Annotated in this window: 10 protein-coding genes and 1 tRNA gene; 10 read left to right on the forward strand and 1 reads right to left on the reverse strand. The window is 54.9% G+C overall.

The features are described from left to right. Positions 1-12: 12 nt before the first annotated feature. The 10 genes from tuf to rpoC all read left to right on the forward strand — a co-directional run bounded on the left by tuf (position 13) and on the right by rpoC (position 13,299). A complete protein-coding gene (gene tuf / locus LNA76_RS17575) occupies positions 13-1,203 on the forward strand; it encodes an elongation factor Tu (protein ID WP_230019557.1) in 1,191 nt (396 codons plus the stop codon). Between the two features lie 95 nt (positions 1,204-1,298). Further along, a tRNA-Trp gene (locus tag LNA76_RS17580) sits at positions 1,299-1,374 on the forward strand. A gap of 45 nt (positions 1,375-1,419) precedes the next feature. After that, positions 1,420-1,800: a preprotein translocase subunit SecE gene (gene secE / locus LNA76_RS17585; protein ID WP_094198191.1), complete on the forward strand. Its 381-nt coding sequence runs from the start codon at positions 1,420-1,422 to the stop codon at positions 1,798-1,800. Between the two features lie 9 nt (positions 1,801-1,809). Then, on the forward strand, positions 1,810-2,343 hold the full coding sequence (gene nusG, locus LNA76_RS17590; protein WP_003800839.1) for a transcription termination/antitermination protein NusG: 534 nt from the start codon (positions 1,810-1,812) through the stop codon (positions 2,341-2,343). Between the two features lie 67 nt (positions 2,344-2,410). Beyond that, positions 2,411-2,845: a 50S ribosomal protein L11 gene (rplK, locus tag LNA76_RS17595; RefSeq protein ID WP_003800842.1), complete on the forward strand. Its 435-nt coding sequence runs from the start codon at positions 2,411-2,413 to the stop codon at positions 2,843-2,845. A gap of 3 nt (positions 2,846-2,848) precedes the next feature. After that, the gene (gene rplA, locus LNA76_RS17600; protein ID WP_094198190.1) at positions 2,849-3,544 is read left to right on the forward strand and encodes a 50S ribosomal protein L1; all 696 of its coding nucleotides are present in this window, start codon (positions 2,849-2,851) and stop codon (positions 3,542-3,544) included. Positions 3,545-3,777: 233 nt separating this feature from the next. Next, entirely contained in the window at positions 3,778-4,302 is a 525-nt protein-coding gene (rplJ, locus tag LNA76_RS17605) for a 50S ribosomal protein L10 (protein ID WP_094198189.1), read from the forward strand. A gap of 79 nt (positions 4,303-4,381) precedes the next feature. Further along, the gene (gene rplL / locus LNA76_RS17610) at positions 4,382-4,759 is read left to right on the forward strand and encodes a 50S ribosomal protein L7/L12 (protein ID WP_003800851.1); all 378 of its coding nucleotides are present in this window, start codon (positions 4,382-4,384) and stop codon (positions 4,757-4,759) included. Positions 4,760-4,921: 162 nt separating this feature from the next. Continuing rightward, positions 4,922-9,034 (forward strand): DNA-directed RNA polymerase subunit beta, encoded by a 4,113-nt coding sequence (gene rpoB / locus LNA76_RS17615; protein WP_094198188.1) that lies wholly within the window; start codon positions 4,922-4,924, stop codon positions 9,032-9,034. Beyond that, positions 9,034-13,299 (forward strand): DNA-directed RNA polymerase subunit beta', encoded by a 4,266-nt coding sequence (gene rpoC / locus LNA76_RS17620; RefSeq protein WP_108728660.1) that lies wholly within the window; start codon positions 9,034-9,036, stop codon positions 13,297-13,299. Before rpoB ends, rpoC begins: the two co-directional genes overlap by 1 nt. 155 nt (positions 13,300-13,454) lie before the next feature. On the opposite strand, the gene azu is transcribed toward rpoC, so the two are convergent. Further along, a complete protein-coding gene (azu, locus tag LNA76_RS17625; protein ID WP_094198186.1) occupies positions 13,455-13,901 on the reverse strand; it encodes an azurin in 447 nt (148 codons plus the stop codon). Positions 13,902-13,940: the final 39 nt, after the last annotated feature.

Genomic DNA, 13,940 nt, shown 5'->3' on the forward strand with positions numbered 1-13,940 from the left:
CAGGAGTCTGCCATGGCTAAAGGCAAGTTTGAACGGACTAAACCGCACGTCAACGTCGGTACTATCGGTCACGTTGACCACGGTAAAACCACTCTGACCGCTGCAATCTGCACGGTTCTGTCCAAGGCATACGGCGGCGAAGCACGCGATTACTCGCAGATCGACAACGCCCCTGAAGAAAAAGCACGTGGTATCACCATCAGCACCTCGCACGTTGAGTACGAGACGCCTAACCGTCACTACGCACACGTTGACTGCCCCGGCCACGCTGACTACGTCAAGAACATGATTACGGGTGCTGCCCAGATGGACGGCGCTATCTTGGTTTGCTCGGCCGCTGACGGCCCAATGCCCCAGACTCGCGAGCACATCCTGCTGAGCCGTCAGGTTGGCGTTCCTTACATCATCGTGTTCCTGAACAAGGCCGACATGGTTGATGACGAAGAGCTGATCGAACTGGTTGAAATGGAAGTTCGCGAGCTGTTGTCCAAGTACGACTTCCCAGGCGACGACACCCCGATCATCAAGGGTTCGGCCAAACTGGCTCTGGAAGGCGACGAAGGCCCATTGGGCAGCCAAGCCGTTCTGGCTCTGGCCGATGCGCTGGACAACTACATTCCTACGCCAGAGCGTGCCGTTGACGGTACTTTCTTGATGCCTGTTGAAGACGTGTTCTCGATCTCCGGCCGTGGTACGGTTGTGACCGGTCGTATTGAGCGCGGCATCATCAAGGTTGGCGAAGAAATCGAAATCGTGGGTATCAAAGACACGGTCAAGACCACTTGCACCGGCGTTGAAATGTTCCGCAAACTGCTGGACCAAGGCGAAGCTGGCGATAACGTCGGTCTGTTGCTGCGCGGTACCAAGCGTGAAGACGTGGAGCGTGGTCAGGTTCTGGCCAAGCCCGGTTCGATCATGCCTCATACCGACTTTGACGCTGAGGTGTACATTCTGTCCAAAGAAGAGGGTGGTCGTCACACGCCTTTCTTCAAGGGCTACCGTCCTCAGTTCTACTTCCGTACGACTGACGTGACCGGCACCATCGAGCTGCCAGAAGACAAAGAAATGGTTCTGCCAGGCGACAACATTTCGATGAAAGTGTCCCTGATCGCTCCTATCGCCATGGAAGAAGGTCTGCGCTTCGCTATTCGCGAAGGCGGCCGTACCGTTGGCGCTGGCGTGGTGGCAAAAATCATCAAGTAAAAAAAAGAGTAGTAATTTTAGGCGAAAGAGGTTAATATCCTCTTTTGCCTAAAAGCCAAACATAGCATTTAGCGCGCTATGGTTTGTCGCGGTATAGGGGTATAGCTCAATTGGCAGAGCGTCGGTCTCCAAAACCGAAGGTTGAGGGTTCGATTCCTTCTGCCCCTGCCACCACAGTCACTCGCCACCACCTCGCGTGGCGTCACTCGTCGGAATATGTCGAATACCAACGTAGAAACCGTTAACCGAGGTTCCGAGCGCATCAAGCTGGGCCTAGCGGTCCTAGTCGTCGCCGCCGGTATTGTTGGCTATTCCGTTCTGGATGGTCAAAATTCACTGGTTCGCGCTGGGGTATTTGTTGCCAGCTTAATCGTCGCCGTATTAATCGTCTGGTTTAGCGATACAGGCCGTCGCCTGGTCGCTTTTTCTCGTGATGCTTATACGGAAGTGCGTCGCGTTCACTGGCCATCCCGTAAAGAAGCAACACAAATGACAGGTATTGTCTTTGTGTTTGTTGCCGTTATGGCCATCTTGTTGTGGCTGATTGACAAAGGGCTCGGCTGGATCATTTATGGCCTGTTGCTGGGCTGGAAATAAAGGGCACACATGAGCAAACGCTGGTATGTGGTTCACGTTTATTCCGGCATGGAAAAAAGCGTGCACAAAGCTCTGGTGGAGCGCATTGAACGCGCTGAACTCCAAGAAGCGTTTGGTCGCATTCTGGTTCCATCGGAAGAAGTCGTTGAAGTAAAAAACGGCAAGAAATCAATTACAGAGCGACGTATTTACCCCGGTTACGTTTTGGTCGAGATGGCTTTGACCGACGAAACCTGGCATTTGGTAAAAAGTACGCCGCGCGTCACCGGCTTTTTGGGCGGTTCCGGTAACCGTCCCGCTCCCATCTCCGAGCGCGAAGTGGAAAAAATCCTGTCGCAAATGGAAGAGGGCGTTGAAAAGCCACGGCACAAAGTGTTGTTTGAAGTGGGTGAACTGGTGCGCGTCAAGGACGGCCCGTTCGCAGACTTCAACGGTAACGTCGAAGAAGTTAACTACGAGAAAAACAAGGTTCGTGTCACCGTTACTATTTTCGGCCGCGCTACCCCTGTCGAACTCGATTTCGATCAAGTCGAAAAGACCTGATTAATTACAACCCCCGGGAAGCCTGGCGCAGTCTGTGTCAGGCGTCATCACCCGCAAGGAGCTAAGCATGGCGAAGAAAATCGTCGGCTTTATCAAGCTGCAAGTCCCAGCTGGTAAGGCAAACCCATCCCCTCCAATCGGTCCAGCGCTGGGTCAGCGCGGTCTGAACATCATGGAATTCTGCAAGGCGTTCAACGCCCAGACACAGGGTCTGGAACCCGGTCTGCCAATTCCTGTGGTGATCACCGCTTTTGCTGACAAGAGCTTCACGTTCATCATGAAGACTCCTCCAGCAACCATCCTGATCAAAAAGGCTGCTGGTATCAAATCCGGTTCTGCACGTCCTAACGCGGACAAAGTCGGTACCCTGACTCGCGCTCAGGCTGAAGAAATCGCCAAGACCAAACAACCCGACCTGACCGCCGCCGATCTGGACGCCGCTGTGCGTACCATCGCTGGTAGCGCTCGCAGCATGGGCATCAACGTTGAAGGGGTGGTGTAAGTCATGGCTAAAGTAAGCAAACGCGCAGCCGCTATTGCTGCCAAGATCGACCGCAACAAGTTCTACCCTGTGGCCGAAGCTTTGGCCCTGGTGAAAGACACTGCCACTGCCAAGTTCGACGAATCCATCGATATCGCCGTTCAGCTGGGCATCGATCCCCGTAAGTCCGACCAACTGGTCCGTGGCTCGGTGGTTCTGCCTGCTGGTACCGGTAAATCCGTGCGTGTTGCCGTTTTCGCTCAAGGCGAAAAAGCCGACGCCGCTCGCGAAGCGGGTGCTGACATCGTTGGTCTGGACGATCTGGCTGAGCAAATCAAAGCCGGTCAAATGGACTTTGACGTTGTGATCGCTTCGCCCGACACCATGCGTGTTGTCGGTACCCTGGGTCAGGTTCTGGGTCCTCGTGGCCTGATGCCAAACCCCAAGGTCGGTACTGTGACTCCTGACGTTGCTACGGCTGTTAAAAACGCCAAGGCTGGTCAAGTTCAATACCGTACCGATAAGGCCGGTATCATTCACAGCACCATTGGTCGCGCTTCGTTCGACGTTGAACAGCTGCAAACCAACCTGGTCGCCCTGGTTGACGCCTTGAACAAGGCTCGTCCAGCTGCTGCCAAGGGTGTTTACCTGCGCAAGGTTGCCGTGTCCTCCACCATGGGTGGCGGTGCACGTGTTGAAATTGCATCTCTGACTGTTTAATCAACAGTTAGAAAAAAGAACTTTGGGCTGCGATCCTGTTTACAGGATCACTGCTGTCAAAGACCGTTGGAGCAGTTGGGCTGACTAGTCACCTAAATGCTTAATCGGGGCAAAACGCTCCATCCAACGTAGACGGCGCCCGTGGAAGAATTCGTAATAGAACTCGTCCAGGTGCGCCGCATTCGGTTGATGTTGGGAAGCCTTCCCGACATCGTTTGAAGGAGTGTTCAACCGTGAGTCTCAATCGTGAAGAGAAAGCGGTAGTCATCGAAGAAGTCACTGCCGAACTGGCAAAGGCCCAATCGATCATTATCGCCGAGTACCGTGGTCTGGACGTCGCTTCTGCTACCGTATTGCGCAAAAAAGCGCGTGAGTCTGGCGTCTACCTGCGTGTTATGAAAAACACGCTGGTTCGTCGTTCGTTGGAAGGTACCTCGTTTGACGGTATCTCCAGCCAGCTCGTGGGTCCTCTGATGTACGCCATCAGTGAAGATCCCGTGGCTGCGGCGAAAGTCGTTGCAGATTTTGCCAAGACCAATGACAAATTGGTCATTATGGGCGGTGCGCTGCCCAATAGCGTTCTGAATGCTGATGGTGTTAAGGCTCTGGCCACAATGCCCTCGCGCGACGAACTGCTGGCGAAACTGCTGGGCACCATGCAAGCACCTATCGCTACTTTTGTGCGTACGCTTAACGAAGTTCCCACCAAGTTTGTTCGCGGCCTGGCGGCTGTGCGCGATCAGAAAGAAGCTGCGTAAGCAGTTTTCCTTCAGGAAACTTCGTCGTTGCGAACGACAACCAAACCTGGCATTTACCTAATATCTGGAGTTCTTAAAAATGGCTACTAAAGCTGAAATCCTTGACGCCATCGGCGCAATGTCCGTGCTCGAACTGTCCGAGCTGATCAAAGAAATGGAAGAAAAATTCGGTGTGTCGGCTGCTGCCGCCGCTGTTGCTGTTGCAGCTCCTGCTGCTGGTGGCGCTGCTGCTGCCGCTGAAGAGCAAACCGAATTCACCGTGTTCCTGGCTGACGTTGGCGCAAACAAAGTTAGCGTCATTAAAGTCGTGCGCGAAATCACCGGTCTGGGCCTGAAAGAAGCCAAAGATCTGGTTGACGGTGCTCCTAAGGCTGTTAAAGAAGGCCTGTCCAAAGCTGATGCTGAAGACGCTCAGAAGAAGCTGGAAGAAGCTGGCGCCAAGATCGAGCTCAAGTAAGAGTATCGATAGATGCCCGGGAATGCGTTTCAAGCCTTCCCGGGCTTTTGCGTTTCCAGAAAACCCACGATTTTTAATTAGTATTGTAGAAAGTCGGGTTTTTTAGAGTCGTAAACCAGGGCCGTGGTTGACGGTCCGTGTAACCCTTGAGTCGGAGTGCTCATGCCTTATTCGTACACCGAAAAAAAGCGCATACGCAAGAGCTTCGCCAAACGTGAAGACGTACAGCAGGTTCCTTACCTGTTGGCTACCCAGCTGCATTCTTTCAGAACCTTCTTGCAGAAGGACACGCTGCCTTCTCAGCGTAAGGTTGAAGGCTTGCAGGAAGCTTTCAGTTCCATATTTCCAATAGTAAGCCATAACCAAATGGCGCGGCTAGAGTTCGTGAGCTATACGCTCGGCGAGCCGGTGTTCGACGTCAAAGAGTGTCAACTTCGTGGTTTGACCTATGCCTCCCCCTTGCGGGCGAAGGTTCGTCTGGTCCTCATGGACCGCGAGGTGAGCAAGCCTACCGTCAAGGAAGTAAAAGAGCAAGAAGTCTACATGGGCGAAATGCCCCTGATGACCGATAACGGCTCTTTTGTGATTAACGGTACCGAACGAGTCATCGTTTCCCAGCTGCACCGTTCGCCCGGCGTGTTCTTTGAACACGACCGCGGTAAAACGCACAGCTCGGGCAAGTTGCTGTTCTCGGCGCGCGTGATTCCTTACCGTGGTTCCTGGCTGGACTTCGAGTTCGATCCTAAGGACATTCTGTTCTTCCGTATCGACCGTCGTCGCAAGATGCCTGTGACTATCTTGCTGAAGGCCATTGGCCTGACGCCAGAGCAGATCCTGGCCCACTTCTTCGAGTTCGACCACATCGAACTGCACCAGGAAGGTGGCAAGCTGCAATTCGTTCCAGAACACTGGAAGGGCGAGGTTGCCCGTTTCGACATTACCGACCGCGACGGTCGCGTACTGGTTGAAAAGGACAAGCGTATCAATGCCAAGCATTTGCGCGACCTGCAAGCAGCCAAGATCGAATACATCTCCATCCCGGAAGATTTCCTTCTGGGTCGTGTGCTGGCCAAGAACATCATCAACGCCGAAACCGGCGAAGTGATTGCCAACGCCAACGACGAAATCACCGAATCCATTCTGGCCGAAATGCGCGCAGCCAATGTGCGTGATTTCGAGACCCTGTACATCAATGAACTGGACCAGGGCGGCTTTATCTCCCTGACCCTGCGCACCGATGAAACAGCGGATTCCAATGCTGCCCGTATCGCGATCTATCGCATGATGCGTCCCGGCGAGCCACCAACCGAAGAAGCGGTTGAGGCCCTGTTCAACCGTCTGTTCTACAGCGAAGAGTCCTACGACTTGTCGCGCGTAGGTCGCATGAAGGTCAACAGCCGTCTGGGCCGTGGTGACAGCATCGAAGGTCCCATGACCCTGACCGACGAAGACATTCTGGACACCATTCAGGTGCTGGTGAGTCTGCGTAACGGCCGCGGTCAGATCGACGATATCGATCACCTGGGTAACCGTCGTGTTCGTTGCGTAGGCGAATTGGCCGAAAACCAATTCCGCGCCGGTCTGGTGCGTGTGGAACGTGCTGTCAAGGAACGTCTGGGCCAGGCCGAGACCGAAAACCTGATGCCGCACGATCTGATCAACTCCAAGCCCATCTCTGCGGCTGTTAAAGAGTTCTTCGGTTCCAGCCAGCTGTCGCAGTTTATGGACCAAACCAACCCGCTGTCCGAAATCACGCACAAGCGTCGTGTTTCGGCACTGGGCCCTGGTGGTCTGACGCGTGAACGTGCAGGCTTTGAGGTGCGCGACGTGCACCCAACCCACTACGGTCGCGTGTGCCCGATTGAAACGCCTGAAGGTCCAAACATTGGTCTGATCAACTCCATGGCGCTGTACGCTCGTCTGAACGAGTACGGTTTCCTGGAAACGCCTTACCGCAAGATTGTTGACGGCAAGGTCAGTGAACAGATCGATTACCTGTCGGCTATTGAAGAAAGCAATTACGTCATCGCTCAGGCTAACGCCGAATTGACCGAAGACGGTGCCTTTGCGAACGATCTGGTTGCTTGCCGTGAAGCGGGCGAAACCATGATGACTGCGCCCGAGAACATCCATTACATGGACGTGGCTCCTTCGCAGATCGTGTCTGTGGCTGCTTCGCTGATTCCGTTCCTGGAACACGATGACGCCAACCGAGCACTGATGGGCGCCAACATGCAGCGCCAGGCGGTTCCTTGCCTGCGCCCTGAGAAGCCTTTGGTCGGTACCGGTATTGAACGTACTGTTGCTGTTGACTCGGGTACGACCGTACAAGCCCGTCGTGGCGGTGTGGTGGTAGACGTTGACGCACAGCGCGTGGTTATTCGCGTGCACGATGACGAGAACGTGGCTGGCGAGGTCGGTGTAGATATCTACAACATGACCAAGTACACCCGTTCCAACCAGAACACCAACATCAACCAGCGTCCTATCGTCAAACGTGGCGATATCGTGGCTCGTGGTGACGTGCTGGCTGACGGTGCATCGACTGACCTGGGCGAATTGGCTCTGGGTCAGAACATGCTGATCGCCTTTATGCCTTGGAACGGCTACAACTTCGAGGACTCGATTCTGATCTCCGAGAAGGTTGTGGCGGACGATCGCTACACGTCGGTTCATATCGAAGAGCTGACGGTGGTTGCCCGTGACACGAAGCTGGGACCTGAGGATATCACCCGCGATATCAGCAACCTGTCCGAAATTCAGCTGAACCGTCTGGACGATTCCGGCATTGTGTACATCGGCGCCGAAGTGCGTGCCGACGACGTGCTGGTCGGTAAAGTGACACCCAAGGGTGAAACTCAGCTGACACCGGAAGAAAAACTGCTGCGCGCCATTTTTGGTGAGAAAGCCTCTGACGTTAAAGACACCTCCCTGCGCGTGCCTTCGGGCATGGTCGGTACGGTGATCGACGTTCAAGTCTTTACCCGTGAAGGTATCGAGCGTGACAAGCGCGCCCAGTCCATCATTGATGATGAACTGCGTCGCTACCGCCAGGACCTGAACGATCAGCTGCAAATCGTTGAAGACGACGCCTTTGACCGTGCCTTGAAGTTCCTGGTCGGCAAAACCGTCAACGGTGGTCCACGCAAGCTGCCCAAGGGCACCGAGCTGACCGCTGACTACCTGAACGATCTGGATCGCTGGCAGTGGTTCGACATTCGTCTGGCTGATGAGCAACACGCACTGGTGCTGGAGCACACCAAGGAATCCTTGGAGCAAAAGCGTCACCAGTTCGATCTGGCTTTTGAAGAAAAGCGCAAGAAGCTCACCCAAGGCGACGAGCTGCCTCCTGGCGTGCTGAAGATGGTCAAGGTTTACCTGGCTGTTAAGCGTCGTCTGCAGCCTGGTGACAAGATGGCTGGTCGTCACGGTAACAAGGGTGTGGTTTCCCGCATCGTTCCCGTGGAAGACATGCCGCACATGGCTGACGGTACCCCTGTGGACATCGTTCTGAACCCGCTGGGCGTGCCTTCGCGGATGAACGTGGGTCAGGTTCTGGAAGTTCACCTGGGTTGGGCTGCCAAGGGTATTGGCCACCGCATCAACGACATGATGCAAGAGGAAAAGAACGTGCAGGTTTCCGAACTGCGCGCGTTCCTGGACAAGGTTTACAACACGACCGGCAAGAAAACTCGTATCAACGAGTTGACTGACGACGAAGTGATGAACCTGGCCACCAACTTGCAAAAAGGTCTGCCATTGGCTACCCCCGTGTTCGATGGGGCAACCGAGCAGGAAATTGACAAGATGCTGCGTCTGGCCTATCCGGACGATATCGCTGAGAACTTGCAACTGGCACCGCATCGCACCCAGGTTCGCCTGTTTGACGGTCGTACCGGCGAAGCCTTTGAGCGTATGGTCACTGTAGGCTACATGCACTACCTGAAGCTGCATCACTTGGTCGATGACAAGATGCACGCTCGTTCCACCGGCCCATACTCGCTGGTTACTCAGCAGCCGCTGGGTGGTAAGGCACAGTTCGGTGGTCAGCGTTTCGGGGAGATGGAAGTCTGGGCGCTGGAAGCGTATGGCGCCGCCTATACCCTGCAGGAAATGCTCACGGTTAAATCCGACGACATCGCCGGCCGTACCAAGGTCTACGAGAACATTGTCAAGGGTGACCACGTGATCGACGCCGGTATGCCGGAGTCCTTTAACGTTCTGGTCAAGGAAATCCGTTCCTTGTCCCTGGACATGGATTTGGAGCGTAAATAATGAAAGCGCTACTCGATCTCTTTAAACAAGTCACTCAGGACGAGCAGTTCGATGCCATCAAGATCGGCATCGCCTCGCCCGAGAAAATCCGGTCCTGGTCTTTCGGTGAAGTCCGCAAGCCAGAGACCATCAACTATCGCACGTTCAAACCCGAACGCGATGGTTTGTTTTGCGCCAAGATTTTTGGTCCCATCAAGGACTACGAATGCTTGTGTGGCAAATACAAGCGCCTGAAACATCGTGGCGTCATCTGCGAGAAGTGTGGTGTTGAAGTCACCGTCTCCAAGGTGCGTCGCGAGCGCATGGGTCACATTGAACTGGCCTGCCCGGTTGCTCACATCTGGTTCCTGAAGAGCCTGCCATCCCGTCTGGGCATGGTGCTGGACATGACCCTGCGTGACATCGAGCGCGTACTGTACTTTGAAGCCTGGTGCGTGATCGAACCTGGTATGACCCCGCTCAAGCGCGGTCAGATCATGTCCGATGACGATTTCCTGGCCAAGACCGAAGAATACGGTGATGACTTCCACGCCCTGATGGGCGCGGAAGCGGTGCGCGAATTGCTGCGTACGATCGACATCGATCGCGAAGTCGAGCGCCTGCGCGCCGAACTGAAAGCCACTGGCTCGGATGCCAAGATCAAGAAGATCTCCAAGCGTCTGAAAGTACTGGAAGGCTTCCAGAAATCCGGCATCAAGGCAGACTGGATGATCATGGAAGTGCTGCCCGTGCTGCCACCGGACTTGCGTCCGCTGGTGCCACTGGACGGCGGCCGCTTTGCGACTTCCGACCTGAACGATCTGTACCGCCGCGTGATCAACCGTAATAACCGTTTGAAGCGTCTGCTGGAACTGAAGGCTCCGGACATCATCTTGCGCAACGAAAAACGTATGCTGCAAGAGTCCGTGGACTCCTTGCTGGATAACGGTCGTCGCGGTAAAGCCATGACCGGCGCCAACAAGCGTCAACTGAAGTCCTTGGCCGACATGATCAAGGGCAAGAGCGGTCGTTTCCGTCAGAACCTGCTGGGCAAGCGCGTGGACTACTCTGGTCGTTCCGTGATTGTGGTGGGTCCTCAGTTGAAGCTGCACCAGTGTGGTCTGCCCAAGCTGATGGCGCTGGAACTGTTCAAGCCCTTCATCTTCAACCGTCTGGAATTGATGGGTCTGGCTACGACCATCAAAGCGGCCAAGAAGTTGGTGGAAAGCCAGGAACCGGTGGTGTGGGACATCCTCGAAGAGGTGATCCGCGAGCATCCGGTCATGCTGAACCGTGCACCGACGCTGCACCGTTTGGGTATTCAGGCTTTTGAACCGGTCCTGATCGAAGGTAAAGCGATTCAGCTGCACCCCTTGGTGTGTGCCGCCTTTAACGCTGACTTTGACGGTGACCAGATGGCCGTTCACGTGCCGCTGTCGCTGGAAGCCCAGCTGGAAGCGCGCACCCTGATGCTGGCCTCGAACAACGTGCTGTTCCCCGCCAACGGCGAACCATCCATCGTTCCTTCCCAGGATATCGTGTTGGGTCTGTACTATGCGACCCGCGAACTGGTAAATGGCAAGGGCGAAGGTCTGTTCATGGCCGATGTGGCCGAAGTCCAGCGCGCCTACGACAACAAGGAAGTCGAGCTGCAAACTCGTCTGACCGTCCGTATCGAAGAATTCGAGAAGGGCGAAGACGGTGAGTGGGTCAAGACCATCAAGCGTTACGAAACGACGGCTGGCCGTGCCTTGTTGTCCGAAATTCTGCCCAAGGGCATGCCTTTCACCGCACTGAACCGTGCGTTGAAAAAGAAAGAAATTTCGCGTTTGATCAACCAGTCCTTCCGTCGCTGTGGCCTGCGTGCCACCGTGATTTTTGCGGACAAATTGATGCAGTCCGGTTTCCGTCTGGCAACACGTGGTGGTATTTCCATCGCCATGAACGACATGGTTGTGCCTGCCGTCAAGGAAAGCATCTTGGCCCAGGCAAGCAATGAAGTTAAAGAAATCGACAAGCAGTACTCCTCCGGTCTGGTGACGGCTCAGGAACGCTACAACAACGTGGTGGACATCTGGGGCAAAGCCGGTGACCGCGTGGGTAAGGCCATGATGGAGCAACTGGCTTCCGAGCCAGTGACCAACCGTTTTGGTGAAGAAGTACGCCAAGAGTCCTTCAACTCCATCTACATGATGGCGGACTCCGGTGCTCGTGGTTCGGCTGCACAGATTCGTCAGCTGGCTGGTATGCGTGGTCTGATGGCCAAGCCAGATGGCTCCATTATTGAAACGCCTATTACCGCGAACTTCCGTGAAGGTCTGAACGTACTGCAGTACTTTATTTCGACTCACGGTGCTCGTAAGGGTCTGGCTGATACGGCCTTGAAGACGGCTAACTCCGGTTACCTGACTCGTCGTCTGGTCGACGTGACTCAAGATCTGGTCATTACCGAAGACGATTGCGGTACCAAGGGCGGCTACACCATGAAAGCCATCCTGGATGGTGGTGAGGTTATCGAGCCCCTGCGCGATCTGATTCTGGGTCGTGTGGCCTCGACCGACATCGTCAACCCTGACAACCAGGAACTGGTTATCCCCGCCGGCACCTTGCTGAACGAGGATCTGGTCGAGTTGATCGACAACCTGGGCATTGATGAAGTCAAGATCCGTACTCCGCTGACTTGCGAAACCCGTCATGGCTTGTGCGCAAGCTGCTACGGTCGTGATCTGGGCCGCGGTACGCTGGTCAATCGTGGTGAAGCTATCGGTGTTATCGCGGCTCAGTCCATCGGTGAACCGGGTACCCAGTTGACCATGCGTACGTTCCACATTGGTGGTGCCGCTTCGCGTGCTGCACTGGCAAGTTCGGTCGAAACCAAGACGGCAGGTACGGTCGGTTTTGAAATCGGTCTGCGCTATGTGACCAACGCCAAGGGCGAACGTGTTGCGATCTCCCGTTCCGGCGAAATTGTCATTTTTGACGACAATCGTCGCGAGCGCGAACGTCACAAAGTGCCTTACGGTGCCACCATTACGGTCGGTGATGGTGATGCGATCAAGGCTGGCCAGCGTCTGGCAAGCTGGGATCCGCTGACCCGTCCTATCGTGTCCGAGTACACCGGTACGGTTCGCTTCGAGAATATCGAAGAGGGCGTAACCGTGGCTCGTCAGGTGGACGAAGTGACCGGCCTGTCGACTCTGGTTGTGATCACTCCCAAGACACGTGGTGGCAAGATCACCATGCGTCCTCAGATCAAGCTGCTGAACGAACAGGGTCAGGAGATCAAGATCGCGGGTACCGATCACATGGTCAATATCTCCTTCCCAGTGGGCGCCCTGATTACCGTTCGTGACGGTCAGCAAGTGTCCGTGGGTGAGATTCTGGCGCGTATTCCTCAGGAATCGCAAAAGACTCGGGATATTACTGGTGGTCTGCCACGTGTGGCCGAACTGTTCGAAGCTCGTTCGCCCAAGGATGCCGGTCTGCTGGCCGAAGTCACGGGTACGGTTTCCTTCGGTAAAGACACCAAGGGCAAACAGCGTCTGGTCATTACTGACCTGGACGGCGTCAGCCACGAATTCCTGATTCCGAAGGAAAAACAGGTTCTGGCTCACGACGGTCAAGTGGTGAACAAGGGCGAGATGATTGTGGACGGCCCGGCCGATCCGCACGACATCCTGCGCTTGAAGGGTATCGAGAAACTGGCCAACTACATTGTTAACGAAGTGCAGGACGTTTACCGTCTGCAAGGTGTGAAGATCAACGACAAGCACATTGAAGTGATTGTTCGTCAGATGCTGCGCCGCGTGAACATTGTGGATGCCGGTGATACCAGCTTCATCACGGGTGAACAGGTTGAACGCTCCGAACTGCTGAACGAGAACGATCGCGTCCTGGCTGAAAACGGTATTCCTGCTACGTACGAAAACGTGCTGCTGGGTATTACCAAGGCCTCGCTGTCGACCGACTCCTTCATTTCGGCGGCTTCCTTCCAGGAAACCACCCGCGTGTTGACCGAAGCGGCCATCATGGGCAAAACCGACGATCTGCGTGGTCTGAAAGAAAACGTGATCGTGGGCCGTCTGATTCCTGCTGGTACCGGTATGGCTTTCCATGCTGCCCGCAAGGAAAAAGAAGCCTTTGAAGTGGCAGAGCGCAAAGCAGCCCGTGAACTGGAAAACCCGTTCGCATCGGCTCCTGAGCCTTCGGAAGACCCCGTCTTTGTGTCGGGTGCCTCCGAGTCTGAGCAGGCGCAACCTGAAGCCCCAGAGGGCGATCAGGAATAAGCTAAATCGTGTGGTTCCCCATCCTGTTTATTCAGGGTGGGCCGATACCTTCAGGTATTCGGATAAAACCAGATGATCCAGGCGACAAAAAACCCCACATGGCTATGCCACGTGGGGTTTTTTTATGGCCGTCTGGCGGCTACAAGCGGATGCGCTTAGCTACCCAGCTTGATTTCGCCAGTCATGATGCTCCAGTGACCTGGGAAGGAGCAAAAGAAGGCGTAGTCTTCGCCGGCTTTCAGCTTGGATACATCAAAGGTCACGGAGGTGCTTTCGCCACCACCGATCACGTCAGTGTGGGCGATAACGCGCTCGTCACCGGCTTTAACGTAGTTGTTGTCCAGACCGGCTTTCATGCCATCGGTAGCAACTGCGCTTTCATCGGATTTTTTCGAGATCACGACGTTGTGGCCCATGGCTGCTTTGGGCAACTTGCCGGTGTGTTTCAGATTAATCGTGAATTCCTTGCATGTCTTGTCAACAACGATGCTCTTGGTGTTGAACTGCATGGAGTCATTGCCTTCGATGGTAACGTCGCAAGCAGCAAAAGCAGGCACGCTGGCCAATCCAAGAACGGCTGTGAAAGCAAGTTTGGCAAACATTCTAATAACTCCTTGAAAACTGACAAAAAAAGGAACGGG

It is taken from the genome of Alcaligenes sp. MMA (assembly GCF_020907215.1).
Taxonomy (GTDB): domain Bacteria; phylum Pseudomonadota; class Gammaproteobacteria; order Burkholderiales; family Burkholderiaceae_B; genus Alcaligenes; species Alcaligenes aquatilis.

Coding starts and splice junctions, on each gene's coding strand:
- tuf (WP_230019557.1), top strand. CDS start 13: ATGGCTAAAGGCAAGTTTGAACGGACTAAACCGCACGTCAACGTCGGT.
- rpoB (WP_094198188.1), top strand. CDS start 4,922: ATGCCTTATTCGTACACCGAAAAAAAGCGCATACGCAAGAGCTTCGCC.
- rplK (WP_003800842.1), top strand. CDS start 2,411: ATGGCGAAGAAAATCGTCGGCTTTATCAAGCTGCAAGTCCCAGCTGGT.
- nusG (WP_003800839.1), top strand. CDS start 1,810: ATGAGCAAACGCTGGTATGTGGTTCACGTTTATTCCGGCATGGAAAAA.
- rplA (WP_094198190.1), top strand. CDS start 2,849: ATGGCTAAAGTAAGCAAACGCGCAGCCGCTATTGCTGCCAAGATCGAC.
- secE (WP_094198191.1), top strand. CDS start 1,420: ATGTCGAATACCAACGTAGAAACCGTTAACCGAGGTTCCGAGCGCATC.
- rpoC (WP_108728660.1), top strand. CDS start 9,034: ATGAAAGCGCTACTCGATCTCTTTAAACAAGTCACTCAGGACGAGCAG.
- azu (WP_094198186.1), bottom strand. CDS start 13,901: ATGTTTGCCAAACTTGCTTTCACAGCCGTTCTTGGATTGGCCAGCGTG.
- rplL (WP_003800851.1), top strand. CDS start 4,382: ATGGCTACTAAAGCTGAAATCCTTGACGCCATCGGCGCAATGTCCGTG.